This window comes from Citrobacter sp. S-77 (genome assembly GCF_963864895.1).
GTDB classification, from domain to species: domain Bacteria; phylum Pseudomonadota; class Gammaproteobacteria; order Enterobacterales; family Enterobacteriaceae; genus Citrobacter; species Citrobacter murliniae.
This window is the reverse complement of record NZ_CAWLWU010000002.1, coordinates 3,620,799-3,647,714: the sequence shown is the minus strand read 5'-3', so window position 1 is coordinate 3,647,714 and position 26,916 is coordinate 3,620,799. Positions and strand designations below refer to the sequence as shown.

The following is a 26,916-nucleotide window of genomic DNA, read 5'->3' as shown; positions in this document are numbered from 1 at the left end:
GTCATAAGCGATATTCGAATAATAGCTTCTGTCGAAAAACAATGGGAGAGATAAATGAAAGAAAAAAACAACTTTATACGTCTACCTGAAGTTCTGGAAAGAACAGGATTTTGTAAAGCTTGGATTTATCGTTTGATTAGTCGTGACGAATTCCCTTCACCTATAAAAATCGGTGATCGTGCAATCGGCTTTATTGAAAGTGAAATAGATGCGTGGATTGATGAAAAGATTTATTTCTCAAGAAATAAAGCCGCCTGAATGTTATTGCATGCTTTTTGATTTATCCCTGACGGGATTAGTCATTAAAAGTAGAAAACCTCTCAAAATCGCGTATAGAGCGTTTTAGAGCCACATATGAAAAATATTATTTATTTAAAATAAAAGACTGGTTTTTGAACTGGTCTTTTTTATTTTTTATCTAATCGTGTTTTTAAAATATTTTTGATTTTATCTATTGACTGATATTATATATAGATTTATATAATATAAAGATACAGAATATTAAAAACTCTTCGCCGACTTTTAACTCATGTTAAATACCACTTCCAGAAGATTTTAATCTTTAATAAAGCAATAACGCTAATCCTGTGTATCGGGTATAAGAATGAAGGTTCCTCAAGTGTTTGGCAATTCTTATGTTATTGTGGCAGTGCCGGATGACGCGTAGCTGCCAACCTGAATCGCACAATCTAAAAAATTTACAGACGGTAGTATAGGCTCTTTAGTAAAACGAGAGTTGTTTGAAAGTTTCATGATTTGTGTTTGCGCGGGTCGTGGGGGAAATATCAGGATGGAAATGTTCTGAATATTTTCAAGGCGCAATGAGCATCTCCTGTCTCTCTATTTCAGCCTTTTTGGCGTGGGGGGTAGGGGGGGAATGCTTAAAGAAAAACTATTTCCTCCTTCGGAGGAAAACTACTACGGCTGAAAGCCGCCCCGCTAAAACACAAACCCCAAAACCTTAAAACCAAAAACTTTTAAATTAATTAATTAGTACTACTAGTACAAATTTTTTAATAAAAATAAAGGTTAACCCCCCCCCCAGATGGTTAAATATAAAAGTAAGGTGCTATTTCATGAGGCACTAATAGAAATATAAGTAATGTAAGATTAGTAATAAAATAAAAAAAGAAGTCGGATTACGCCAACTTCTTTTTAAAGATAAATGGTATTGGATTTAAATTAATCCAGCAACCCGCGAGAAGCTTTACTTGCTGTTTGTCTAAAGGTATAGCGTTCAACCACATCACCTTTAAACCAGATCTCAAGTTCTTTCATGTGCGCTGTGCTGCTATTCTTCAATAACGCTAATCCCGGTATGTAATTTGAAATCTGAGATTCACCGGACATAACGGAATATCCCCACATTTCTTTGCCATCGTTAGTTTCTTTAGTCTGAGGTTCCCCATAAAGATGAAGGATATCTTGTTGAGTAGTTTTACCTTTGATAATTTTAGCGGCAATATTTTGCTGCGTTTCGTCTTTAATGGATTTGTTTCCATAAACAGTACAACTCGCCAAAGGAAGAATAATAAATACTGCCGCAATCAATTTTTTCATATCAACCCCGAAGATAAATAATAAAATACAATAAATTTATAAAATATATTTATTAAAAATGAGAAGCCAGCGATCACAGATCTCCTGATTGGTCGATGATGTTTTGTTTTTCATTGGTAGATTGATTTTCCATGAAGGATTCTTTATATCATCTGTCAGTATAAAAATACCGGAACGCTGATTAGCTAACATTTGTTCATTACTGTTAGCTCCAGCGGACTTTATCATAGAGTTTAGATTATTACCTGTGTTATAAATTTTTCCGGCTTCGGATAGCGTATAATTTATTTCCCTGATGTTGTCGTATTTGAAAGTGCTGTCCTTATCTGTATTGAAAATACGTACTGTGTGTTTTTTAGTATCAATGACTACACCGGTATTTTGACATTCATATGAGAGGACATCACCATCTAATACCTCTGTGTAAGTATTGAGGTATCTTCTTTTTTTAGGGCCAAAGTAAAAAAGTTGGCAGAAGATCAGGATAAAAATCACTGCCCAAAAAAGAAAAATAATGTTTTCTGTTTTCATAAAATTTCATTCCTCATAGAGCGATAGTTTTTAGTTTAATCATGAAGATACCAAGGTGAGTGGCCCGGTCTTCTACGCCATGAGCATACCATGAGCGAAACAGCTCTCAAGCAAAATGATCGGTAAAATAGATCAATTATCTTATTTTGATAGTTTTTATCGATTGAAGTGCCTTTATCGATCGGTGTTTTAATTGTTATAATCGATCGATAAGTTGTTTGTGATAGTTTTTGACTATCATTTTTTTGGGTTTTGATCGATATAAACAATATGATGACAAGTGAAAATAAATCAAACCTATCAATTAGTTAAAAAAAATCTAATGCTGAAATATTCATTGAGTATAAAAAGTGAGCAAAATACTTAGAGCGGTATTGGTCTGTTTCTTCTGTTCTCATATGCTTCACGTTCTTCATTAAATCGCTGTTCAGTGAATGATAATGACTGTTTAGCTGTATGAAGCTTATTTTTAAACTCACTTTTTGACTGTGTTTTGTTATCTTGAGAAAGTTCATGCACAGCAGCGCTACTCATCAGATAAGCCTTTTTCTTAGCTGCTGCTTCTTTATTTTCTAAATCTTCTAACTCTTCTTTTTGTGCTTCTGTTAAGTGTAGATTCTTATCTACCTTCTCATCGGTTAAATTAATATTTGATGTTGAACCTATAGCTGCTGCTGAACTACTTTTACTATTATTTTTAGTAGTGTGAACTTTGATTTCATTATCCGCATTAAGATCTGCTTTATTGAGTTCAGATTGAAGATATTCGTTAACTTCGTCGAGTTTATTTTGCGGGTTGTTTTCATTGCCTCCTTGTGTAGCATCTTGCAAAGATGCGGCAGGGGAGGAAGCAGGAGCCAGCGGCGAGGGCTTAAGCTGTTTCTGTTCAATGTGGTTAAGTGCTTTTACCTCTTGTGATACTTTCATTTCTTGGAGCACGTCAAAGCGTGCTTGTCGCTCTGGATTGCGGCTATGGCCTCTATGGATAGTCGGCGGTCTGTCTAAGCTGATAGACTGCGCCTCTTGCTCAACCGTTCTGAGAGGGGGGAGGATAGCATCAAGCTCTGCTTTTTGTTCTTTCAATGATCTGTGATCGATACGTGCATCGATGCCAGCCTTGCGCAGGTGCTCATTCGTCGTGTCTGCCCAGCTTTTGCGCCATTGCTCTAACAGTTCTTTATCGTTCCATTTCCTTTCCTTCTGACCGAATCCCGCACCGTCAGGAGTAAGGCGGCGAGTAGTTAGCATTACGTGAAAATGCGGGTTGTCGCTATCGAGTTTGTGGAAGGCTATATCAGCAATCATTCCATTTTTAACGAAGTTTTCATTACAAAAATCTATTGCCAGCGCCTTTTTTTGCTCATTACTCATTTCAGAAGGGAGAGCAATATTGAACTCACGTGCTAACTGCGCGTCTTTTCTTTTTTCGCTTTTCTCTATAGTGTTCCATAAATATTCTGCTTTCAAAAATCTTTGATCTGCGCCATCAGGGATTAATAGCACACTATCCGAAATGCCTTTCTTTATGCTGTAGTCGTGGATCTCTCCGGTATGTTCATCTGTTAATTTTTCACCGTGGCGATAAGCTGCCGCAGCTACGCTACTATGCCCCTTTGCGCGGGTTATGGTTTGGGCGCTCATATGAAATATTGCCATTTTTTACCTCTTTATCTGAAATCACATATATTTAAATAAAAATCAAAAATATATTTGCTTTTTTTTAAAGCCATTAAGTAATATTAATCATGAAGCGAATGCCACTTTTCATTTTATGAGTTAATAAACCCCATGAAATGGGGCGCACACATTCGAAGAATGTATAAGTGCGCTATTGTAGTTTTTAGCAAAACTCAAATAGCCGCTGCACATAGACCTATTATCTGGAAAGGTGCGCTAATGAATAAATAATCCAAAGATGCGCTTTACATTAATAAATAAGTATATTACTTAAAATACATATAACATAAAAAAAGGAAATAAAAGAGGTGGAATATGAATAATATTGATAAAAAGATAGAAGTTGCAGCATCAGATCTTGTTAAGTTGATTCTTAAAAAGCTACAGAGTGAAAATAATAATCTTGTTTATAGTACGAGTTTATTTATAACTTATGATCTTTTTTCTTATGAGAGTGATTTTACTGTTTATTACAGCACTCTTGGAGATGACTGATAAAATGAATGACAATAACAATGATTACGATGATTTAGATAATGGCACAATAACTATTCCTTTAAGTTGTGAAGATGATGGAAATGAAGTAAATGGAAGCGTTTGGAATGGTTTAACTGAATATAAAGGAAGGGAAAATATATTTAGTAATGTGTTTGATTTAATGTCTGTAGTTGGCGCGGTGATAGTTTTATTAATAGGTTTTGTAATCACATCACCGATTTTATTGATTATGTTTTTAACTATAATGATTACTGAAATAAAAGAGAGGTTTAAAGATGGCTTTTAATATAGAGAAGTATAATAAAGTAAAAAAAGAACTTGAACAAAAATCTAACTTATTAAATAGGATGGAACAAGAGATGAGAGCTGAAAAAAGAAAAGCTGATGCAGCTATAAAAATAAAGCTTGGCGCTGAACTACTAAGAATAGTTAGAGAAAATAGAATAGAGTTATCTGCCGAGTTAGATTTTTCTAATGATATTCCTTTATTAGTTGGCGCGTTAACTAATAATATGGTCTTAAAAAGAATATATGATCAGCGCGAGTTTTTGAGAGCGGAAGGAGATAAGAAGCTTAACGAATGGAAGATAAAAAACAATAAAAAAAGGAGTAAAACGGATGAATAACATAAGACCTAACCCGAACCCTCTACGCGAGGGTTCGGCGGATATGATGAACCGCCTGAATTTCTATGATACGTCTTTTACTTGCTTGCATTTTTTAATGATAGATTTTGATAATGACATGCAAGAAATGAAAAGGAAAAAACATTTTCATCCTTTGATTCTTCTAAATAAACACGAAAGACCAAGCCTTGATTTTGAAATATTAAACATTATTAAAATATCATTGGCTAGCAAAATGTTAGATATACAAAGCGATGAACTAATAGGTGCTGATCTATATTTCGAAAAAAAAGACGAGTTAGATATTAATGAAGACGCAAAAATAATATCTTATGTATTTAAAGATTTTGTTAAACAAAGAATAGATATGGCTATTAAAAATATTAAAGAGGAGTGATATATGGGGGCGTTATGGGGTTTTGCTGTTGTTGCTTTTTTTGTTGCTCTTATTTCTGCTGTTGTATCTTGCTGTTTCGTCGCGGCTAAAGAGTCTGCGAGTGTAAGCATACAGAATGCTAAAAAATATAACATAGCCTTAATAAAGGAGCAGTATAGAAGAAAGGGCAGAGGTTAGTATATGTATTATTTAATATGTGCCGTTTTTATGATTGTATTTTTTATTGCTTGTATGCTTTCCGTAATATATGCCGCTGAGATCTATCAGTGGCAACATTACAATATGTATAAATTTAAACATTGGTTAAAGCATGGAAGAAGGAAAAAAGATTATGAAGGAGATAGAATACAAAAGGAAGCTAAAAAAATGACAATAGATAATATATTGAGGCTTCTACGAAAGTACAAAATAGACTTTGATGCTAATGAGTTAGTAAAAGGAAGTTTTAATATTAAACTGAAATACTATAAGCTTATATTGGCAGAAAAGGAAAGGTTGAAAGAGAACAAAAGATTAGATGAAGGGGTAAAACAAAAAATAAAAATAGAGACTGATACATTTGACGCTGAAAAGTTTCAAAAGGAAGTTGATGAACGTTATAAATTATTCATGGAACGCCGCAATGTCTCCAATAAGGCTAAATGACAACTCCTATATTTAGGACGTCAAGAAGAATGGCGGGGGTTCCCTTTTAAGGGTTCCGCTATTGTTCTTGATGACACGTTGAAAAATAACCTTTGCATAGGTGGGTGGTTCACGTAGTGAGCCATCCCACCTGATAAACTCTTTATAATAATATTTTCGATATGTGCTGAGTCTAAGTGAAAAATGAATACAAAAATTTGTACTTAACTGTATTAGCTCAGACTTGATCTGACTGTTTTCACTGACAGCACACAATCAAATCTGGCAGTCTGCTTTGAGCGAGGAGCGGAAGTAATTATTATAGCTCTAAATTTGTTAATTTTACTTGTAGTGCAGCTATTTCTTGATTAATAACATTAAATCCCTCATTGATAGCATGCCTAAGCTCTGCATCAATATTTTTTATTCCTTGCGCATAATCCACCATTACTTCAATTTTTGCAGCGTACAATCTTTCATACATATCTTTATTTTTATTATTATCAGCCATGTCAAAAAGGATTTTTTCGTAGTCTACAACAAGCTGGTTGTTTCCTTTAAAGGACTGTATTAATGAACGCGCATATGTGTAAATATTAATTATTGAATCTCTTGCTGCGTCATTAAGGTTTGCAATGATCTTTGCGTTTTGCTCATAAAATGTAAAGTTATCATCTCCAACAGGGAAATTAATAAGCAGTGTTTTTCCCGGCCCAATGCTATCAATATGATTTTGCATTCTTTTGTTATACAAACTGATTAAAGTAAAAATCTCTCCCTTAATTCCTTTTAATACAGACAACTGCAACTCAAGAGAGTTCTTTTCAGCCTCTGCACGGGTAATCTTTGCCTCGCGGTCAACGCCTCTTAGAGTAAACCAGCCACCAACAAACGCGCCAATTAAAGCAGTAATAAACGATGACAACCATTCAGGAATGCTATTTAAAAAATTACTAATCTCGATCAAAAAAGCCATTATAATTCATCCCTTAGTAAATTTACAAAAATATGGATATAACTATACATCAAAATCAACCTATAACTGAAGTTAACTTTTTAATTCTCTTGGACATAATCTAATGGGAGTCATTGAACATACCAATTATTCTACTACTGCCAATTGACAATGTTTAACACCTGCTTCTGGCACAGAACTGCCTGTCAGATTAGGTTCTGCTCTCTGCTATAACTCTGTTAGGTCAAATCTGAACTAATACAACTTAACATTTACTTTTTGAATACACCCTTCAGAATCTTTTCCATCTCTTTCTTTACATATTCAGTTGCGAGCCCTTTACCTTCTTCGGCTGCGACGTCGATTAAGGCATCATAATCATTAAGTTCATGGCAATTCTGACATTCAAGCATGTCCCCAGAAACATATTCTTTTGTAGCATCTCCTTCTAAAGGGCAATCACAAAATAAACACTTGAGTTCTACAGAGAAACTTTTATCTTTCATTAATTTACTCCCAAAAATTTTAGTGAAAATGTTGCTAAGGCTAATAAAAACCCTAAAACAACAAATAACCCTTTATGATCTTCAACGTAATCAGATACCTTTTTAAAGAAGCTCCGAGAAGCTTTTTGTTCTTCTGACTTACGTTTTGACCTTGCCGCACCAACACCTTTTGGAGTGATTCGTAAATGTCCGTATTTTTTACCTCCAAGTGATGTATGCTCAAGCCACTCATGCGCCAAGCATTTATCCGTAGCTTTTTCTAAGTCGGAAAGTGTATATGAAGTTTTGTTTTCTGCGTTTATCTCTTCTAAAAGCTCTTGGTCAACAGATAAAGTCACTAACTTACTCGTTGAACCTGTTGATTCCATATAATCTATTACATGATTAAGTATTTTAAATTCAGGCACAATTTATACCTTTAAATAAATAGATTAAAATTTTGCATGCGCGTGAATGATAACATGTTTGATACTTACCTCAGACCTTTTCAGCAGCACTGCTGAGTGTCAGACTCTGTAAAGATCAGAGTAGCAAAGATACATAGTAAGTATGGGACAATAAAATCTATGCTGCAATGATTTTGTATTTTTGGGATTGGACGTAATCACTCCACCATTGCATTAACTCGGCACGCTCGGCTAAATATTCTGCACGGTTGTATGCCGCAATGATTTCATCTTTTTTAGAGTGAGCGAGGGCTGCTTCAAGAACTTCTGTTCTGAACTTACTGGATTCCTCTGCGGCTGTTCTGGCAATAGAACGCATACCATGTGCCACCAGTTCACCGCCAAAACCCATGCGGATGATCGCTGCGTTAGCTGTTTGCTCGTGCATATGGCTAAGAGGAGCTTTGATGCTGGGGAAAATCCACTCACGATGACCGCTGATTAGTTTCATGGATTCAAGAATACGCATAGCTTCTTTACTCAATGGAACCTTGTGGGGCCGTTTCATTTTCATGAACTCAGCGGGGATGTTCCAGAATCGGTTCTCTTCGTCGATGTCAGTCCAACGAGCACGGACAGCCTCTCCGGGGCGAACCCATGTAAGAAGTTGCCATTCAATTAGCAGGCGTGTTTCTAAGCGTATAGATGCGTTTGCTAAAGCCACTATGAACCTTGGTAACTCGCTGGGGGGGAGAGCTGGCATGTTTTGCTTCTTTGGCTTGCTGAAACGCTGTGTGAGGTTATCTGCAGGGTTGAACTCGATGAGTTCTTCTGTCGCGGCATAGCGAAAAATTTCGTTGAGTCGGGAAATTATACGCCGTAAGGTTTCGAGTACGCCCCTTTGTTCTATGGGGTCAAGATGTTGTTTTAACATTTTGGGGCGGATCTCTTTAATGGGAATATCCCCTAAAGTGGGAAAGATGTTTCGTTCAAGGCTACGCCAGATATCCTTGGCGTGATCTTGCGATATGCCTGATGTTTTAATTTTTTCATCAAGCCACTTTTTCGCTACTGTTTGGAATGTGTGTTCAGTGGCATCTTTGAGCGCTTGAGCTTTTTGCTCATTGTGGGATTGGGGATCGATACCCTGTGCAAGCAAAGAGAGGTATTCATCCCGTAGCGCTCTTGCTTGAGCAAGTGTCAGGTAGGGATAGAACCCAAGACTCATTTTGGCCCGTTTCTTGGTTAAAGGAACGGTATAGCCGAGGTGCCAGATTTTTTTGCCACTTGGTTTGATACGCAGGAACAAGCCATCTCCATCCCATAGCGTGAACTCTTTCTCTGTGGGCTTGGCCTTTTTGATCTCTGTGTCAGTGAGTTTTGTTGCTACCTTCGGCATTTTTGCTCCCTCGTTTTTACTCCCTCATCGACGAGGGATAATAGGAGGGTGCCATAAGGAGTGGTTTCTAGCAATTCTCAGTAGACTTCACTGGACATGAAAAAGGCCGCAAACCCTTGTGGAATGCGGCCTTAGTAGACGTCATTTTACTAAAAATTGGTGGAGCTGGCGGGAGTTGAACCCGCGTCCGAAATTCCTACATCCTCGGTACTACATGCTTAGTCAGTCTTTACATTCGCACGCCAGCTGCGGACAGACACGCCACTAACGAACTAGCCTGATTAGTTTTAGCACTTCAGCCCCAGGCAGGACATCCATGCGATCTCTTTTGGGTTTGACCTCTCTTGATCCCCGTCTTAAGAGCGGAAGCTAGGGAGAGAGGGCTCTTAGCAGGTTATTAAGCTGCTAAAGCGTAGTTTTCGTCGTTTGCGACTATTTTTTTGCGGCTTTTTACGAGGCCAACCGCCCCTCGGCATGCACCTTGGGTTTCGCAAATCCCGTCGAATCCAGAATCAGCCCCAATGTGTTGCAGTAAGTATAACAGACTTGTGACATGCGTGACCAGCCCCTGCAACCCCTTATCCTCAACGATTTACCGCTCGCGCAGCGCTTCTTTTGCGCGGTTAAACGGTTTGATTAAATAGTCGACGATGGTTTTTTCACCTGTTTTTATATCCACTGTGGCAATCATACCCGGAACGATAGAGAAATGACGTCCCAGTTTGTTCTGCAAATAGTCCTGGTGGGTGCGGATAAAAACACGGTAGTAGAAAATTTCCGGTTTTACTTTGTCCTGGATAGTATCCGGTGAGATGGTTTCAACCACACCTTCCAGCCCGCCATAAATGGCGTAGTCATAGGCTGTGATCTTCACCAACGCCCGCTGGCCGGGATGGATAAATGCGATGTCGCGCGGTGACAGGCGTGTTTCAATCAACAGGTGATCGTCCACTGGCACGATCTCCATCATTTCGCCGTTAGGCGGAATTACGCCGCCAATGGTGGTGACCTGGATGTTTTTCACGATGCCGCGCATGGGGGTACGCACCGTCAGGCGGGTAACAGAATCCTCGCGTCCTTTCAAAATAGATGCGAGCATATCCACTTCTGCGTTCGCTTTTGACAGTGCTTCACGCGCCTGCACGTAATATTGCGAGCGCAGGTCGGTGATTTTCAGCCCCAGATCGCTTTTTTGTCGCTGCAGGCGCAGCACTTCCACATGGCTGGCGGCTCCGCTTTTCTCCAGTCGTTGGGTGATCGCCAGCTCTTTATTCACTGATACCAGCGCATCCTGCAGTTCCACCATCGAGTCGGCAAGTTGTGCCCGACGGCTTTTATACAAGCGGGTTTCGGTGGCGATAAGCTCCGGCCAGGCTTTTAGCGAGTCGGGAAATGTCAGCGGTAGATCGTTGACTTCGGCATTGAGCCTTGCGCTGGAGGCCAGCGAGGCGCGGAATCGGGCTGCGCTTTCACCAACGTTTGATTCAGAACGGGTCGGGTCGAGACGAGCCACAATTTGATTGGCTTGCACTTTATCTCCTTCGCGCACTGTCAGTTCTGCGAGGATACCGCCGTCGAGCGACTGCAACACCTGCTCACGCGAGCTGGGGATCACTTTCCCGCTACCGGTGGAAACTTCATCCAGTTTGCCGAAATACGCCCATATCGCTAATACCGCAAACAGCAGTGTGCTGAGCAGAATAATACTGCTGGCACCGGAAAAACGGTGTTCGCGGCGGATATCGAGGTCGTCCATGGCGGCATCATGCGGATTGGTTTTCATTTTTCCACTCCCGACCGTGAGTCTGTGTGGGAGCCCGGCTTGCATTCAGCGCTTGTGCTTTCGGGGCATCCATTACCAGTTGACCTTCTTTTAACACCACCACGCGTTCGACAAGTTCGAGAACCGGAACGCGATGGGTGGCGACAACCAGCGTGCGGTTGCCCAGCCACAGGTTCAGTCGTTGAATAAACTCTCGCTCGGTGTGTTCATCCAGCGATGCGCTTGGCTCGTCGAGCAGTACGATATTGGGGGATCTCAGAAGCATTCTTGCCAGCAGAATTGACTGTCGCTGCCCGCCGGAGAGACCGTTGCCACCCTCCATAATAGGGTGAGCCAGCCCTTTGGCGAGCTGCTTCACAAATGCTGCTGCGCCGCTGACTTCCAGTGCGTCAAATATCTGCGCATCGCTGGCATGTGGTGCGCCGAGGGTCAGGTTCTCGCGCAGCGTCCCGAAAAACAGTCGCGCGTTTTGGCTGAGAAATCCGATGTTTCTGCGTAAATCAGCCATATCGATTTGCGCCAGGCTCAGGTTATCAAGCCGGACATCGCCCTGAATAATGTCTATGCCGCCTGCCATTGCCTGTAGCAGAGTGGATTTCCCTGCGCCGTTACGTCCGAGGATGGCGACCCGTTCTCCTGGCATGATTTCCAGGCGAGAGATGCGCAGCGGTACGCGCTGGTCCTCACTGTGGTAGCGAAAATGCGCATTTTCAAACAGATAGTGGCCATGAAAGATCTCCTGATGTACCCGGTTTTCATCGTGCTGGGTTTCAGTGGGCAACTGCATAATGCTGTCCAGACCCATCTTCGCCGCTTTGACCTGCTGCCAGCGTGCCAGCACGCCGCACAGGTTAGCCATTGGGGCGATCATCCGTGAGCCGAGCATGGAGGCCGCCACCACGGCCCCGGTGGTCATCGTACCTTCAATGACCATCGGTGCGCCGAACATAATGATTGCCGCGTAGACCAGACTTTGTACCGACATTCCCCAGCCAATCAGTCCCTGTGTCAGCTTGCGGGTGCGCAGACCGGACTCTCCGGTAATGCGGATGTAGCTGTTCCACTGCTGCAAAAAGCGGTTCTCCGCCTGCATCAGTTTGATGTCTTCCAGCCCCTGTACGCTCTCGACCAGCACGGCGTTACGTAGAGTGGATTCGTGAGCAGCCTGGTTGGCGAGCACCGACAGTTTTTTCTGTAACAGCAATCCCGGCAGGATCATCAGAATGGCGGCGACAGGAGCTATCCACGCCAGCGGTGGGGCAATGCATGCCAGCACGACAATAAACAGAAAGAAAAAGGGCAGATCAACAATGGTCGACATGGTGGAGGAGGTGATCATCTCACGTACCTGCTCCAGCTCGCGTAGCTGGGAAATAAAGCTTCCCGTTGAGCGAGGCACTGCGCTGTTGCGCAGCCGCAAGGCATGGCTGAACACGCGATCTGAAATCCGCATGTCAGCGCGTTTACCGAGCAGATCCATAATATGGGTGCGCGCTTCGCGGAGTAAAAAGCCAAACAGTACCGCGACCAGTACGCCGGTTGAGAGAACATACAACGTAGGATATGACTGGGCAGGGATCACCCGGTCATAGACCTGCATGGAAAAGATAATCCCGGCGAGCGACAGGACGTTAATCAGAAATGCGGCGATCATTACCGGCAGGTAAGGACGGATGTCCTTTAACACCAGTTCACGCATCCAGTCAGGCTTAAAGCGCGAAATGTAGCGATCTACCCGACTGTCTTTCAGCGCTGATAATGGGCGCAATGCGGTGATGGTGTGGATTTCCGGCAGCAGTTCCGTAACAGTCAACCGATTGCGCTGTCCCTCTTCGGCAATGATAAACACATCCAGCGTATCTTCGCCGTTGAAATGTTCTATCACCATAATTTGGCCGTCGCGAAGTTCAGCCACTACCGGTAAACGCCACTGGCTGAATACCTGTTTTGTGGTATCCAGTGTATGAAATGACAACCCCGCCTGTCGGGCCAGTTGCGTCAGGGCGAGAGACCTGTTTTTACCAGCAAACCACGGGGCGTTGGCCTGAATTGCACCGGGTGAACAGGTCACGCGGTAGTGGCCGGCAATGTGGGTAATCGCCTGCGCCCATTGGCTGAGAGTCGGTTCTCCAATGACATCTTCGGTATGCGGGTCGACCTGGCTCATAGCTGTATCTCCACCGACTGGATGCTGCGGTTATTTAAGGCGAACGCCTGACGTAGCGATCCGGTGTTGTAGAGGCAGTTCAGTTGAAGCTGACGAAGCTGACTTTGGGTCTGTAGCTCGGCAAAACGGGCCTGATACACTTCCTGTTCTGCATTCAGTACGTCGAGCAGCGGACGTGAACCGAGGTCGAGATACTGCTGCTGATAAAGTTCGTGCGTACGTTCGCTCAGCTGATGCTGGCGGCGCAGAATTTGCAGGGCGCTGGCGAGACTCATCGCCTGGCTACGGGACTCTAGTAATTTCTGACGTACGTCGAGTCGGGTGCGCTGGATGGAATATTGTGCGGACTCTACCGCATGGCTGGCGGCGTTGCGCCGGGCTGTGAGGCCGCCGCCCTGATACAGCGGCATCTCAACTTTTACCCACGTTGAGTACTGTGTTTTGTCGAGTACTTCATGGCTGGGATACTTGTCATTAAGGTAATGCTGAACAGAGGGCTCCAGAGAGAAGGTCGGTGTCATTTGCGCATTGGCGTAGTCCAGGTTTGCCTGTGCGATGTTTGCCTGTGCCCATGCCGCGAGTACGGCTGGAACCAGCCGGTCATCCGGTTTTGCCACATCACAACTGCTGTCCAGTTTGACCGGGAACTCATTGCTGATGCCGTTGAGTGAGTTCCAGCCGAGAAAACTCATCAGCGTCGCCTTGCTGCTGTCGAGGTTAGCCTGATACTGCGCCAGCTGTGAGCGAGCAGACTCAATACGCGCGTCAGTTTGTACCACGTCTGACTGCGACGTCGCCCCTTCATTATTGCGTTCCCGGGTCAGCCTGCCAATGCCGTTCAGGGCGACGAGCTGCTCTTCGGCGGCATCGACCATTTGCTGCCACGCCTGAACCTGGACAATGGCGTTTGCGGTGGCGTGGGCGACGGTATCAATGCTGAGTAATACGTTTGCCTGTTGTTGAGCGGCCCCGGCGGTTTCAGCCCGGACCTGGCTTGCTACTTTGCCGAAGTCGTACAGCATTTGTGATACCGAGATCACCAGTGACGGGCTGAAACCGTGATCGTTATAGGTATTGCTGTATCCGTTGTTCATTCCGGCAGTGACCTGCGGATAATATTTCGATTTCGCCACGTCGATCTGCTCATTCTGTGAGAGCAGTTTACCGATGGATTCACGAATAGAGGGGTGCCAGCTTACAGCGCGGCTTACCGCATCGCTAAGCGTCAGATTGCCGGGCGCGGCGGCGCTAAGCGGTAGTTCGGCCATGGAACCATCGAGAGAGGGAAGCATCTGGCTGGTGGCCAGCCCTTCCGGCGTAATAACTTGAGGTTCATCTTCGGCATTAACCCATAAGGAACAGAGCGTTAATGCCAGCAGTAAAGCGACAGGGGCGACACGTCTCATAGTTTATCCCTTTCAAAATACGGCTGTGACGGCTGTTATTGCCCCGGACGTCATGGCATCCGGGGCTGTAGTTATGGCGTTACGGTACTGATTTCAGGTCACAATGTGGTTTTGTTGGATCAGCTCGTCGAGCGTGGTGTGTACGTTCTCCAGAGTAATGAGATTAGTCGAGTGATACGTTGCGCCCGTACCGTCGCGGTCGATAGAAACCACCGTGTTGTTACCATTGGTGGAAACGGAGAGATAATTGCCGAGCGTGGCGTTTTGCCCGTTCCAGCCGACCAGCAGGTCGCCGATATCGATTTTGTCTCCATGCGCCAGTGAGAAATTAGTCCATGTGTCCGTTGTTCCGTTGCCACCGGTCGCATCGTTGGCGCTGAGCAGGTGATAAATCAGCGTATCGCCATATGCGCTGCCGATAAGACGATCGGCATCGGCGGTGCTCACGACCTGCGGATTCATGTCGATGGTCAGCGTGGCAGTATCGGTATGGCCTTTCTGGTCGTTCAGGGTGTAGGTAAATGTCTCTTTGTTGGTGATCGTCGCAAGAGAGACATCATTGTTGAGGGTATAGGTGTAATGGCCGTCAATCCCGATGGTCAGTTTGCCGTACAATCCATTGATGGTAGCGCTGGCGGTACTGCTTCCCAGCGGATCCAGCGTAGCGGTGCTGCCGCCTGCGCCATTCACCGTCAGCAGGGTATGCACGCTGGCAATATGGTCCCCGTCATAGATATTGCCTGTGACGTTATTCACGCCGGAAGTTTCGAAGTTATCGAGGTCGACTACCGAGCCTTTGACACTCGGCGTGATGGTAATGGAACCCACACCCAGTGCACCGACGCTACCGGTATAGTCCAGACGATAGTTCCCTGCGTGCAGCACGAGCCCGTTCAGGGCGATATCAATGTTGCCGCCGAGCAACAACCCACCGTTGAATGAATCCCCGGCCACCTTAACGCCTTTGCTGTCGTACAACGCCCAGACGACATTCAGCCCGCCAAGCGTTAGCCCGGATGCCACGTTAAAGTGCAGCACGACGTTCTGCACCGCTGTACCCGCTGCCACCTCGATGGTGCCAGTGCCGCTTTTCGAGCTTGGCACCAGCAAAGTGTTCCAACTGGCATTCCCTACGCTGGTATCAGTAAACGGCTGAGAGGTGTCCTGCAGTGTGGTGACCGCCATCTGGCTGCTGATGTCATTTACGGCATCCAGCGCCTGTGGCGTCGCCTTGATGTTCAGCGACGCGCTGCCGGTATCGCCGTTTGGTGCTTTTACCGTATAGACAAAGCTGTCCGGCGTATTGATGCTGTCTGCGCCCAATCCACTTTTCAGCGTGTAGGTGTAATTGCCTTTCGCATCGATTATCAGCGTACCGTACTGCCCGTCAATGCGCGTGGTGCCCGTGGCATTGACCGTGACGCCGTTCACTTCAGTGATGACCGTATTGGCCGGAGCCGAGTCATTAGCCAGAATGTTGCCGTTGGTTGAGGCGCTCAGACTGTCTACTGCGTAGGTGTGATCCGCCTGAATATTCAGGGTATAGCTTGTCAGCAGGGTCAGGCCGCCTGAGGCGTTAAGCAGGAACAAATAGTCGCCACCAGGCAGCGTGATGGTATATGCCGTAGAGCTGCCGCCTAACAGCGCGGTGACCCAGTTTGGTTGTACCCGATATTGCTCATACTGCTGGATTGTCTCATTGAAACGGTAGACGTAGAGATCAAAACCGCCAAGCGTAACGCCGAGAACATCAGCCTGAATCGTCAGCGTGCGGGTGGCACCGTCATCAACGTTGAATTTGATCGGGTTGGTCAGGCCGTTTACCAGACTGACGTCCAGAACATTACCCAGGCCGATATTCGCGAGTGTGAAGCCGGTTTGTTTTGACGGTCCATGGTCGACCGCGCTGACTTCCGTCCCGTAGGTCAGTGAGGCTACATCATCCGCAGCCGTTACGGTGCTGGTTGCAGGGCTTTGACCTAGTGTGACCACTAATTTTGCCGAAGAGTGATCATTACCGTGAGTCAGCGTATAGGTGAAGCTTTCGGAACGCCCATAGACCGATGCCGATGTGTTGGTGAGAGTGTAGGTATAGCTACCGTCCTGGTTAATATGCAGGATGCCGTATTTACCCTGAATATCGGCTCCACCCGCGGGGATGTTCACCAGATTCCCGTTGCCATCGGTAATCGAGGTCACCCGGGTACCGGAAGGGGCGTTATCCTGTCCGTTGGTGGGGTCGGTATCTGTGATGATGTTGCCGGATTCCGTCAAGCCACCGGTGATGTTTCCGGCGCTGGTTTTCACCACCGCAACATCCAGACTGGTATAGGCACCGGTAGCCAGCAGGCTGGTGTTGTAGCTGACTACGCGGTAATCCCCGCCTGTCAATCCATCATAGTTGAGCGTCACTCCTGAAGCACCGAGCGTTAGCAGATCGGCAAACTGGGGTTTTGAGGTATCGACTACCGTAACCCAGGCGTTGAGCGCGGTGTCAAAGCGCTGGATAACGATCTCCATGGTGCTCAGCAGTGACAGCACAATGCCGGTTGCGGCAGCGTTGATGGTGACGGAACCACTGCCACCAGACTGGATGCTGAAATTGACGGCGGCCGTGTTGTTCCCCAGCACGTTAGCCACTGTTCCCAGTGCATCCACCAACAGAAAACCATAATCGCTTTTGTGCTCATTGGTGATGGTGACATCGGTTTGTAATGCCAGCCGGGTGACGTTGTCTTCGGCCAACAGTGGCAATACCGGGGCGATAACACTTGTCGGTGATGAGGTGTTGCCAGCCGCATCGGTTGCGGTGGCGGACAACGACTGGCCCTCAATCTGGCGAACCGGCAGGGTTACGCTGTATACACCGCTGCTGTTGGCGATAGCCGTTACGCTGCCACCACCAGGCAGGGAGATGGTGACGGTGCTTCCCGCTTCGGCGATACCACTGATGGTTCCGCCATCGGCACTGATCAGGACCGTTGGTGCTGGCGGTGGCGTGGTATCCACGATGACGCTGAATGCGCCGGATAAACCGCCTGAACCGTTGGCATTTGCCGCACTGGCGGTAAATGCGTGGTTGCCTTCGCTGAGTGCACTGCCAGGGGTAAAGCTCCAGAGTCCGTTACCGTCAGCAGTCGTTGTGCCCATCAATACCCCATTATTGTAGAGGCTGACGACGACGTTAGCCTGCGCCGTTCCGCTAAGCGTCGGGCGGGTATCATTGGTGGTTTTCCCGGCGGCGACTGCGCCAGTTATCGTACCTATATCATCAAATACGCTGGAAATAACAGGAGCAGGTGGCACGCCTGTAAACGGAGCCAGCGCGCTACCTGGCGAACCCATGTTGCCTGCCGCATCCTGTGCGCTAACCAGCAGCGTTTGCCCACTGATCTGCGGTGGGTTAAGGATGAAAGTAAAGTTGCCGGATGCATTGGCCGTTGCGGTGCCGAGTACGGTTCCGCTACTTGAGGTGATGATTACTGTACTGTTTGCTTCAGCAACACCTGTTAACGTGGTGCCGTTGGCGTTAATCACCAGTCCGGTAGGAATGCCCGGAGCGAGGGTATCGACCACTATCGCGGCGGCAGACGATGTCCCGCTGGTATTTCCTGCGGTATCCGTTGCCGTGATAGTAAAGGCATGCGCACCCTGAGTCAGCGCTGTGGGTGGGGTGTAACTCCAGTTGCCGTTTCCGTCTGCCGTCACGCTGATGACAAAGTTGCCGTTGTCATAAATATCGACCCGGGCATTGGCTTCCGTGGTGCCGTTTAATGTCGGGCGCGCGTCATTGGTGACCTGGTTGTTGCCAATTACCCCTGTGTTTGGTCCCACATCATCAATAATGCTGCTAATTGATGGTTGCGCCGGAGCAGTAATGTCCACGATAACGGTAAACCCGGCTGTCGCGCCGCTGGTATTTCCCGCGGCATCGGTGGCGGTCACAGTGAAGGTATGTGAACCGTTAGCAAGCGGTGTGCCTGGCGTAAACGACCAGCTGTTATTGCTTTGCACGAGCGCGGTGCCGAGCAGTGTACCACCGTCATAGATACTAACGGTGCTGCCCGCTTCGGCGGTGCCGTTTAGCGTTGGACGGGCATCATTAGTCAGTTGCCCGTTGCTCAGCGCCACATTAAACGCACCGCCTGCAACATCATCCACCACCGTGATTAGCTGTGGTATTGAAGGCGGGACCGTGTCGACATTGATAATAAACCCGGCGGAGGCAGAGCTGACGTTTCCGGCGGCGTCAGTGGCGATGGCGGTAAATACGTGCTGGCCATTACTCAGGGTAGCTGGCAGATATTCCCAGGTGCCATCTATTGCCGCTGTTACCGTAAACAGCAGTGTGCCATTGTCGTAAATGGCGACTCGCGCACTGGCCTCCGCTGAACCGCTCAGAACAGGACGAGTGTCATTGGTAAACGCACCGCTCGACAGCGTACCGGTTCCTGGCTGCACGTCATCGAAAGCTTCAATAATCGTGGGCGCAAGAGGGGGGATGGTATCAACGATGATACCAAACCCGGCCGACGAGGGACTGACGTTTCCGGCGGCATCCGTTGAAGTCACGGTCAGTGTGTGATTGCCGTTACCAAGTGCGGTCCCGGGGGTGAAATTCCAGACTCCATTCCCGTCTGCCGAAACCGTACCGATAAGCGATCCGTTATCGTAAATTTTGACCGTTGAATTGGCCTCAGCGGTGCCGCTAAGTGTGGGGAGTGCATCGTTTGTGGCCTGGCCGTTGCTCAGAATACCGGTTATCGGGCCGACGTCATCGACGACCTGAGTGATGGCGGGCATGGTTGGCGATACGGTATCAACCGTGAGCGTAAAACTGTTAGATGCAGGGCTGGTGTTGCCTGCGCTGTCGGTGGCGGTTACGGTCAGCGTATGCGTACCATTGCCCAGCGCTATTGTGGGGGTAAAACTCCAGGTCCCACCAGCGCCTACGGTGGTGGTGCCGATTGGCTGACCGTCACTCAGGACAGTAATAGTTGCGCCAATTTCGCCAGTACCGCTCAATGCCGGGCGGGTTTCGTTCGTTGTCTGACCATTATTAATCGGGCCTGTTGTGGGAGCCGTATTATCCTGCACTGTACTGATGACCGGTGCCTGCGGGGCAAGGGAATCCAGTTCGAGGGTGAAGGACGAGGAGGAACCGCCTGTATTACCCGCCTTGTCAGTAGCAACGGCGGTAAATACATGCTGCCCCTGACTCAGCGCGTTATCCGGTGTGAAGCTCCAGTTACCTGACTCATCGACCAGGGCCGTGCCGATATCAACGCCTTTATCGCGGATCGTGATGGTGGAGCCAACTTCCCCTGTACCGTTCAGCGTAGGTTGCGCGTCATTGGTCAGTTGCCCGTTTGTCAGCGATGTGCTGCCGGGTTGATCGTCAATTACTGAGGTAATAAGCGGCGCGGCGGGTGGTAGTGTGTCTACAATCAGGACGAACGGTGGCGTCGCCGGGCTGATATTACCAGCACCATCCGTGACGGTTGCGGTCAACGAATGACTGCCTTCGCTGAGTGAAGATGGCGGCGTAAAGTTCCAGTTGCCGTTTTCGTCGCTGGTGGCAGTGCCAATTACCGCGCCATTATCGCGAATAGTGACAATGGAATAAGGCTCGGTAACGCCGTTGAGCGTTGGCGTACTATCGTTGGTTGACTGTCCTGATGTAAGCGTCTGGGGAGTGCCAACATCGTCCGTTACCGTCACAATGGATGGGGCGTCCGGGATCAAAGTATCAACAATAATCCGGAAGTCCGTAGACTCATCTCCCTGATTGCCTGCTGCGTCAGTCGCGCGCACGGTAAAAATATGCTCGCCTTCTCCCAGCGAGTTTGTCGGGGTAAAGCTCCAGAATCCGCTGCTGTTTACCGTGGTTGTGGCAATCGCAACACCTTTATCATAGAGGGTGATAGTGGCGCCAGCTTCACCGGTTCCGTTTAAGGTTGGGCGCGAGTCGTTAGTCATTTGCCCCTTATCTAACGATCCTGCGCCCGGTGAGATGTCGTCTATGATGCTGGTGATGGTCGGCGCCAGCGGGGCGGTGCTGTCGATGGTGATGGCGTAGTTGGGTGACAGACCGCTGTCAGTACCGCCAACAGTTTGTGACACAGTAAAATTATAGGTTGTACCTTCCGCCAGGATTGTAGGCAGTTGATAACTCCATGCGCCAGAAATGGCATCGGCAGTCACTGTGGTCAGCAGGATCCCATTTTGAAATATATTGACCGTTGCGCCAGCAGTCGCGCCTCCTTGCAGTAGCGGTTGGGTATCGTTGGTGGTTTTACCGTTACCAATGACGCCAACGCCGGGAGCGATATCATCTACGATTTCAAGAGTTGGCGGGTGCGGTACACTGGAAGTGGCGGCTGCAAAAGAGGTTGGACCGCTCTGATTACCCGCGGGATCCTGGGCGATGACGTTCAATGCCTGACCTGTTGTTTGCGCCGGTGACAGGGTGACGGAATAATTTCCGGAACCGTCTGCGATCCCCTGGCCGAGAACCGTAGTACCGCTGCGAATGATAACGGTACTGCCCGCTTCGGCTTTACCGATAACCAGCGTACCGTTTGGATCTACGCTGGTGACTGTAGGTGCGTCGGGTGCCAGAGTGTCGACAGTTAAGGTGACAGCGTTCCCTGCTGGTAGCACGTTACCTGCGGCATCCTGTGCGCCGAAAGTCAGTGTGTGAGAGGCGTTAGCGGAGAGAGTAACTTCAACACTCCAGTTCCCATTCGCGCCAACAGTTGCCGTAGCAATAGCGACAGGATTACTGCCATCATAAATTAATACGGTGCTGCCGGGAGTGCCGGTTCCGCTAATGGTGGGGGTCGTATCATCCGTGACGCTTCCGTTACCAAGCGAACCCGTAATAACGCCGGCGTTATCCTGAATATCTGTTACCAGTGGCGAGGCCAATGTTGTGTTGTTTACCGTAAACGAGATGCTGTTTGAGCTGCCGCTGGCGTTACCAGCCACATCGGTTGCGATGGCGTTCAGGGTATAGTTTCCGTTTGCCAGCGCCATTCCGGGAGTGATGCTCCATTCGCCGTTAACGACAGTAGTGGTGCCGATAACCGTGCTGCCGTTATACAGGGTGATGGTGTCTCCGGTAGTACCGGTTCCACGAATGGTCGGTGTCGTGTCATCGGTCACGGCACTGGGACCGATATCGCCTTTGACGTTACCGACGTCATCACTGGCGGCGATAATCACCGGAGGTGCAGGCGGTGTTGTATCGATGTTCAGTAGGACAGGATCCGATGGTAAGCTGACATTTCCTGCCGGATCGGTTGCCGTGATAGTCACCTGGTAATTACCCTGAGCGACTGGGGTGGTTGGCGTATAACTCCAGCTGCCATCTGCACCGACCGTCACTTCACCCAGCGGTGTAGTATTGCCATTAAGGAAAATGGAAATACGATCCCCGGCACTCCCCGTCCCGCTGAAGGTTGGCGTGGTATCGTTAGTGGTACCGTTGGTGATAATTCCGGTTATCGGGTTGGTATCATCAGTCATCGTCGGTGGAGCGGGCCTCACCGGCGGCTGATTATCCACCGTCAGAGTAAAGCCTGCTGACGGGATCCCCGAGTTGCCCGCAATGTCGGTAGCCGTTGCGGTGAATTTGTGTGGGCCATCCGACAGGGGAGTGGGAGGCGTAAATGTCCAGGTTCCATCGGGCTTCACGAGGGCGGTGCCAATGGGACCGCTATTATCAAAAATAGTAATTGTCGCACCAGCCTCACCGGTTCCGGACAGTTTTGGTTCGGTACTCTTCGTGCTGCCCCCGTTACTCAACGTTTTCGTATCACTGCCAATCAGGCCTTCCGCAGAAGTGATGACGGGGGCTGCGGGTGGTGTGGTATCAATAGTCAGCGTGAAATTTCCGGCGTTACTGGCATTGCCCGCTGTGTCTGTCGCGATAGCAGACAGATTGTGGGGGCCTTCACTGAGAGGCTGGCTAACCTGGAAACTCCAGCTCCCTCCCGTGATGACTGTCGCCGTTCCAATCGGGGTAGCACCGTCGTAAATAGTGATGGTGGATCCAACTATTCCGGTGCCTTTCAGTAGCGGCAGGTTGTCGTTTGAACGGCTACCAGAAGGCAGATCGACTGGCGCATTTCCGACGTCGTCTGTGGCGGTCGAAATAGTGGGGGCTCCAGGGGCCTGAGTATCAACGGTAACAGTGACGATGGTTTGTGAGGTGACGACGTTACCGGCTGCATCTGTGGCTGTCACCTTAAAATGGTGATCGCGGTCGCTGAGCGCTTTGTCCGCTGGTACGGTATAGCTCCAGGTACCTGATTTATCGATAAGTATCACTGTCATCAGCAGGCTGCCATCATACAGCGTCACCAGAGAGCCAGGCTCACCGGTCCCAGAGATAGTGGGTGTACTGTCATTGGTCACCCAGCCGTTATTCGCGATGTTACCGGTGATAGTGCCGACGTCGTCGCTTATGAGGGTAATGACCGGTACGGTTGGAGCAACACTATCAACAATAATTTTCCAGCTTGCGGCGCTGCTGGTATTGTTGGCGGCATCCGTCGCCGTCACTGTAAATACGTGCGCACCCTGACCCAGTGAGGTGGTTGGTGTGTAGTTCCAGTTACCGTTGATATCGGCGGTAACGGTCGTCAGCAGTACGCCATTATCATATATTTTGACCTGAGAACCGGCCTCGGCGGTGCCCTTGATTTCCGGTTTGTCGTCGTTAGTGAGCGTATTGTTATCGATGTTGCCGACGATCTCGGCAACATTGTCTATGACGGCAATGATAACGGGCTGGTCTGGCGCAGTGAGGTCCGGGGCAAGCGCAGTGGTCGGCTTGCTCTCGTTTCCTGTGTTGTCCGTTGCGGTGGCTTTTACCGTTTCACCGTTGATTTGTGACGGCGAGATCGGCACGGTGAAATTCCCCCCGCTGTCTGCCTGGCCAGTGCCAATAGCAATGCCATTGCTGTTTTTGATGGTGATGGTGCTACCCGCCTCAGCGTGACCACTCACCGAACCACCATCCCCGGCGACGGTTACACCTGTTGGTGCATCAGGCGCCGTGGTGTCCGGCGCGGTGACATTAGCATTTTCACCTGTGTTGCCAGCCGCATCAGTGGCGTTAGCGGCAAGCTTCTCTCCGTTAATCTGTGGCGGAACCAGCGTTGCGGTAAACTCCCCGTTAACGCCGGCTGTTGCTGTACCAATGATGTCGCCGGCCGGATTCAGTATATGCACTGTACTGTTGGGCTCTGCCGTGCCGGAGACCTGGTCGCCAGTAGGAGTGATCAGCAAATTGCCAGGCGGCAGTGGGGCGGTAGTATCCGGTGCAAGCGCGGTTTCTGGCTGGCTCGGGTTTCCTGCCGGATCGGTTGCGATGGCCGTTAGCGTTTCGCCATTGGTCTGCGGCGGGGTAATCGTAATGGTAAAAGAACCATCCGGTCCGGCGACGCCACTACCTATCTGATTACTGTTGCCATCGGTAATAACCACAGTATTGCCTGGCTCGGCCGTTCCTGTGACGACGGATCCATCAGTTGATACGCTCAGATCATCCGGAGGTGATGGTGGCTGAGTGTCGATATTTATGTTGAATGCTGGCGACATTCCCCCTGTACCCGACTGGTTAGTCGCGGTGACAGTGAAAGCGTACGGACCATCTGGCAACTGCATGCCGGACGTCCAACTCCAGTTGCCGCTACCGTCTGCAAGCACATTGTCGATAAGCGTACCGTTGTTATAAATTTTAACTGTACTGTTGGCTTCTGCGGCTCCGGAAAGGGTAGGTGTAGCGTCGTTAGTAGCCTGATTGTTGCTCAAGGTTCCGGTAGACGGTGCGACGTCATCCATCACGCTGACGATAACCGGTACACCCGGATAGCCAGAGTTCTGAGCGTTGAATTGCGTCTCCGGACCAACGTTGCCCGCTTCGTCCTGAATCCTGACCGTAAGTGATTCGCCATGTGTCTGCGATGGTGAAATATTAATAGAGAAATTTCCGCCTGGCTCGACGATGGCTGAGCCGAGCAACTGGTTATTGCTACCAATAATCATGACTTTGCTACCGGCTTCCGCGTTGCCGGTTACCGTTGTACCTTCAGGATTAATACCGGAAATTGTTGCGGCTAACGGTGGGGTGATATCGACGGTAAATGTTGGTACGGAGGTTTCTGTACTCACGTTACCTGCAGCGTCGGTTTGCGTGACCGTCAGATTGTGGATGCCCTCGCTCAGCGGTATATCCGGCGTAAAAGTCCAGTTGCCATTCTCATCAACCTGGGTCATGCCAATCAGGATGCCATTATCAGAAATGCTGATGAAGTTGCCGGCTTCACCGGTACCGGAGAGGGTTGGCGTGTCGTCGTTAGTCACGGCGTTATTGTTGACAGGTCCGGTAATGGAATCTGCATCGTCGGTTACCTGGCTGACTACTGGCGCATCAGGGGAGACGGTGTCGATGATAATCTCCCAGACTTCAGACATTTCACTGCTGCCCGCATTGTTCGATGCACTGACCATGAACTCGTGAGTACCATCCGCGAGAGGAGATGAAGGCGTAAATGTCCAGTTACCATTGGCATCAATAGTGACCTGGCCAATTTCAGTGCCGTTGTCGAAAATATGCAAAGTAGTGTTCGCGGGGCCGGTTCCCTGAAGAGTAGGGGTACTATCGTTGGTGGATTCCTGCTGATTTACGATGCCAGTAATAAGCTCCTGATCATCTGTTACGCTGGTAATAACGGGCACATCTGGTGTTGCTGGCGTCGTTGTCGGCGGCGCACCGCCATCACCATCGCTGTCACCATTACCGCCGTTGCCATTTCCGTTGCCAGCGTTATTCCCGCTATCACCGCCGCCACCTCCACCACCGCCTCCGCCTGCAGCGAGGGCGATGCCCCCCGCAACCGCGACGCCGCCGAGAACCCAGGGCCAGACAGCTCCGCCTTCATGACTGCCTTCCGCTGTCATCAGCGGTGTCAGGTCATCAATGTGCTGAAAGTGGAATGCGCCATCGGTATCCTGAACCCACCACAGTGCGCCGTTGTTATCTTCGAGAACGAGCTGGCTTTTGTCATTACCGTTTGCGACGTAAAAATTTTTAATCGTGATGGTTTCGCCTGAGCGGAGTGTGACAACCAGATCCTGATTAATACGAGTCAGTTGACTGATGTCCTCACGTTGAACGGACAGCTTCACGACAGACGGTGTACTGAGCGTAACTTCAGAGGCTTCAATATTTGTGGAGACACCAGTCAATTTTGATACAACGGCGAGTAGACGCATATGTTCACTCCTGATGGCTGGCCGGGAGTATTAATTCGCAACGGCGCGCTGGGAATAATGAGCAGACAGGTGCCCCGTTCATCATGAAGATGAATTTACACATGTAATTTCATTGGTTAGGTCGTAATGATGTCAGCTGCTTATATAAAATTAATCCTGGCCCCGTGGTCAGATAGTTCTTTCGTATTAGATGATATAGTCACAAAGAAAGTATTCTGCAACTTCTACATATTAAAAACATATGGTGATAATTCAGGTAGATACTAATTAAAGGTTGTTTGAGTACGGATGTTTTCATATTGCATTGTATTTTAAGGTTTTTTGGTTTTATCTGCTGAGTCGGAAAGATATGTAATAAACACCAGTAATAATAATGTTATTCATCGGTGGAAATAAGATGGTGGTGGCTTGATGTTTTATTTTATTAAGCTATGAGGGGCAATAAAAAGAGAACGGTGTATTTGGGATTTTAACGATTCAGCAAAAATAAACTATAAATACGGTGAATGTATTGGGGTGGTTTCAATAACTAAACAATAACGACCAGTCTCCGCGGGAGAGACTGATCACAAAGTATGGAGATTTATCGGCCTGCATTTTTCATAATACGAGCTTTATCCAACTGCCATTCACGCTCCTTCACATCGGAGCGTTTATCGTGTTGCTTCTTACCTTTGGCGACGCCAATTTTCACTTTGCACCAGGCATTCTTCCAGTACAGCGAAAGTGCAACCACGGTATAACCCTCACGGTTCATTCGACCATAAAGAGAGTCAAGTTCACGCTGGTTTAACAGCAGTTTCCGGGTACGGGTGGGGTCGCAAACAACGTGTGTTGAGGCAACCGCCATCGGGGTGAAGTTTGCGCCAAACAGGAAAGCTTCACTGTCTTTGAGAATGACATAGCTATCGCTAATATTGGCTTTGCCTGCGCGCAGGGATTTAACTTCCCAGCCTTGCAGGGCGAGTCCGGCTTCGAACTCTTCTTCGATAAAGTATTCGTGTCGTGCGCGTTTGTTAAGCGCGATTGTGGCTGAGCCAGGTTTGTGTGCTTTTTTCTTCGTCATAATGCCGCTCAGTATAGGTAATCTGGAATCGAAAAACACCCCATTTCAT

The 26,916-nt window shown here is 48.1% G+C and carries 18 protein-coding genes and 1 other RNA gene; 6 read left to right on the top strand and 13 right to left on the bottom strand.

Features of this window, described 5'->3' with window-relative positions; genetic code table 11:
* Positions 1–54: 54 nt before the first annotated feature.
* Positions 55–258: a helix-turn-helix transcriptional regulator gene (locus AACS05_RS17940; protein WP_045446447.1), complete on the top strand. Its 204-nt coding sequence runs from the start codon at positions 55–57 to the stop codon at positions 256–258.
* Between the two features lie 924 nt (positions 259–1,182).
* On the opposite strand, the gene AACS05_RS17935 is transcribed toward AACS05_RS17940, so the two are convergent.
* The 3 genes from AACS05_RS17935 to mobQ form a co-directional block, all read right to left on the bottom strand.
* The gene (locus AACS05_RS17935) at positions 1,183–1,560 is read right to left on the bottom strand and encodes a hypothetical protein (RefSeq protein WP_045446444.1); all 378 of its coding nucleotides are present in this window, start codon (positions 1,558–1,560) and stop codon (positions 1,183–1,185) included.
* Between the two features lie 36 nt (positions 1,561–1,596).
* Positions 1,597–2,091, bottom strand: coding sequence for a DUF4755 domain-containing protein (locus tag AACS05_RS17930; protein WP_045446441.1), 495 nt, complete (start codon positions 2,089–2,091; stop codon positions 1,597–1,599).
* A gap of 363 nt (positions 2,092–2,454) precedes the next feature.
* Positions 2,455–3,747, bottom strand: coding sequence for a MobQ family relaxase (gene mobQ / locus AACS05_RS17925; RefSeq protein WP_052369292.1), 1,293 nt, complete (start codon positions 3,745–3,747; stop codon positions 2,455–2,457).
* 336 nt (positions 3,748–4,083) lie between these two features.
* Between mobQ and AACS05_RS17920 the strand changes: the two genes are divergently transcribed.
* From AACS05_RS17920 to AACS05_RS17900, 5 genes are all read left to right on the top strand, one after another.
* On the top strand, positions 4,084–4,263 hold the full coding sequence (locus tag AACS05_RS17920) for a hypothetical protein (RefSeq protein ID WP_045446438.1): 180 nt from the start codon (positions 4,084–4,086) through the stop codon (positions 4,261–4,263).
* A 4-nt stretch (positions 4,264–4,267) separates the two neighbouring features.
* Positions 4,268–4,552 carry a hypothetical protein gene (locus AACS05_RS17915; RefSeq protein ID WP_144243082.1) on the top strand — a complete coding sequence of 95 codons (285 nt, stop codon included), beginning with the start codon at positions 4,268–4,270 and terminating at the stop codon, positions 4,550–4,552.
* On the top strand, positions 4,542–4,892 hold the full coding sequence (locus AACS05_RS17910; protein ID WP_045446433.1) for a hypothetical protein: 351 nt from the start codon (positions 4,542–4,544) through the stop codon (positions 4,890–4,892). The genes AACS05_RS17915 and AACS05_RS17910 overlap by 11 nt, the downstream gene beginning before the upstream one ends.
* A complete protein-coding gene (locus tag AACS05_RS17905) occupies positions 4,885–5,289 on the top strand; it encodes a hypothetical protein (RefSeq protein WP_045446431.1) in 405 nt (134 codons plus the stop codon). The genes AACS05_RS17910 and AACS05_RS17905 overlap by 8 nt, the downstream gene beginning before the upstream one ends.
* 180 nt (positions 5,290–5,469) lie before the next feature.
* Positions 5,470–5,934: a hypothetical protein gene (locus AACS05_RS17900; protein WP_045446428.1), complete on the top strand. Its 465-nt coding sequence runs from the start codon at positions 5,470–5,472 to the stop codon at positions 5,932–5,934.
* Between the two features lie 298 nt (positions 5,935–6,232).
* On the opposite strand, the gene AACS05_RS17895 is transcribed toward AACS05_RS17900, so the two are convergent.
* The 10 genes from AACS05_RS17895 to smpB all read right to left on the bottom strand — a co-directional run bounded on the left by AACS05_RS17895 (position 6,233) and on the right by smpB (position 26,867).
* Entirely contained in the window at positions 6,233–6,889 is a 657-nt protein-coding gene (locus AACS05_RS17895) for a hypothetical protein (RefSeq protein ID WP_081918219.1), read from the bottom strand.
* A gap of 251 nt (positions 6,890–7,140) precedes the next feature.
* Entirely contained in the window at positions 7,141–7,374 is a 234-nt protein-coding gene (locus AACS05_RS17890; RefSeq protein WP_045446425.1) for a hypothetical protein, read from the bottom strand.
* Positions 7,374–7,781 carry a hypothetical protein gene (locus tag AACS05_RS17885; protein ID WP_045446422.1) on the bottom strand — a complete coding sequence of 136 codons (408 nt, stop codon included), beginning with the start codon at positions 7,779–7,781 and terminating at the stop codon, positions 7,374–7,376. The genes AACS05_RS17890 and AACS05_RS17885 overlap by 1 nt, the downstream gene beginning before the upstream one ends.
* Before the next feature lie 157 nt (positions 7,782–7,938).
* Entirely contained in the window at positions 7,939–9,159 is a 1,221-nt protein-coding gene (locus tag AACS05_RS17880) for an integrase domain-containing protein (protein WP_045446419.1), read from the bottom strand.
* A 157-nt stretch (positions 9,160–9,316) separates the two neighbouring features.
* Positions 9,317–9,679: a transfer-messenger RNA gene (gene ssrA / locus AACS05_RS17875) on the bottom strand.
* Between the two features lie 72 nt (positions 9,680–9,751).
* The gene (locus AACS05_RS17870; RefSeq protein WP_136345271.1) at positions 9,752–10,915 is read right to left on the bottom strand and encodes an HlyD family efflux transporter periplasmic adaptor subunit; all 1,164 of its coding nucleotides are present in this window, start codon (positions 10,913–10,915) and stop codon (positions 9,752–9,754) included.
* Positions 10,916–10,922: 7 nt separating this feature from the next.
* Positions 10,923–13,109, bottom strand: coding sequence for a type I secretion system permease/ATPase (locus AACS05_RS17865; protein WP_045446413.1), 2,187 nt, complete (start codon positions 13,107–13,109; stop codon positions 10,923–10,925).
* Positions 13,106–14,515: a TolC family outer membrane protein gene (locus AACS05_RS17860; RefSeq protein ID WP_045446410.1), complete on the bottom strand. Its 1,410-nt coding sequence runs from the start codon at positions 14,513–14,515 to the stop codon at positions 13,106–13,108. The genes AACS05_RS17865 and AACS05_RS17860 overlap by 4 nt, the downstream gene beginning before the upstream one ends.
* A 93-nt stretch (positions 14,516–14,608) precedes the next feature.
* Complete coding sequence (locus AACS05_RS17855) at positions 14,609–25,801, bottom strand: BapA/Bap/LapF family large adhesin (protein ID WP_045446398.1); 11,193 nt, start codon at positions 25,799–25,801, stop codon at positions 14,609–14,611.
* Between the two features lie 583 nt (positions 25,802–26,384).
* A complete protein-coding gene (smpB, locus tag AACS05_RS17850) occupies positions 26,385–26,867 on the bottom strand; it encodes an SsrA-binding protein SmpB (RefSeq protein WP_045449753.1) in 483 nt (160 codons plus the stop codon).
* Positions 26,868–26,916: the final 49 nt, after the last annotated feature.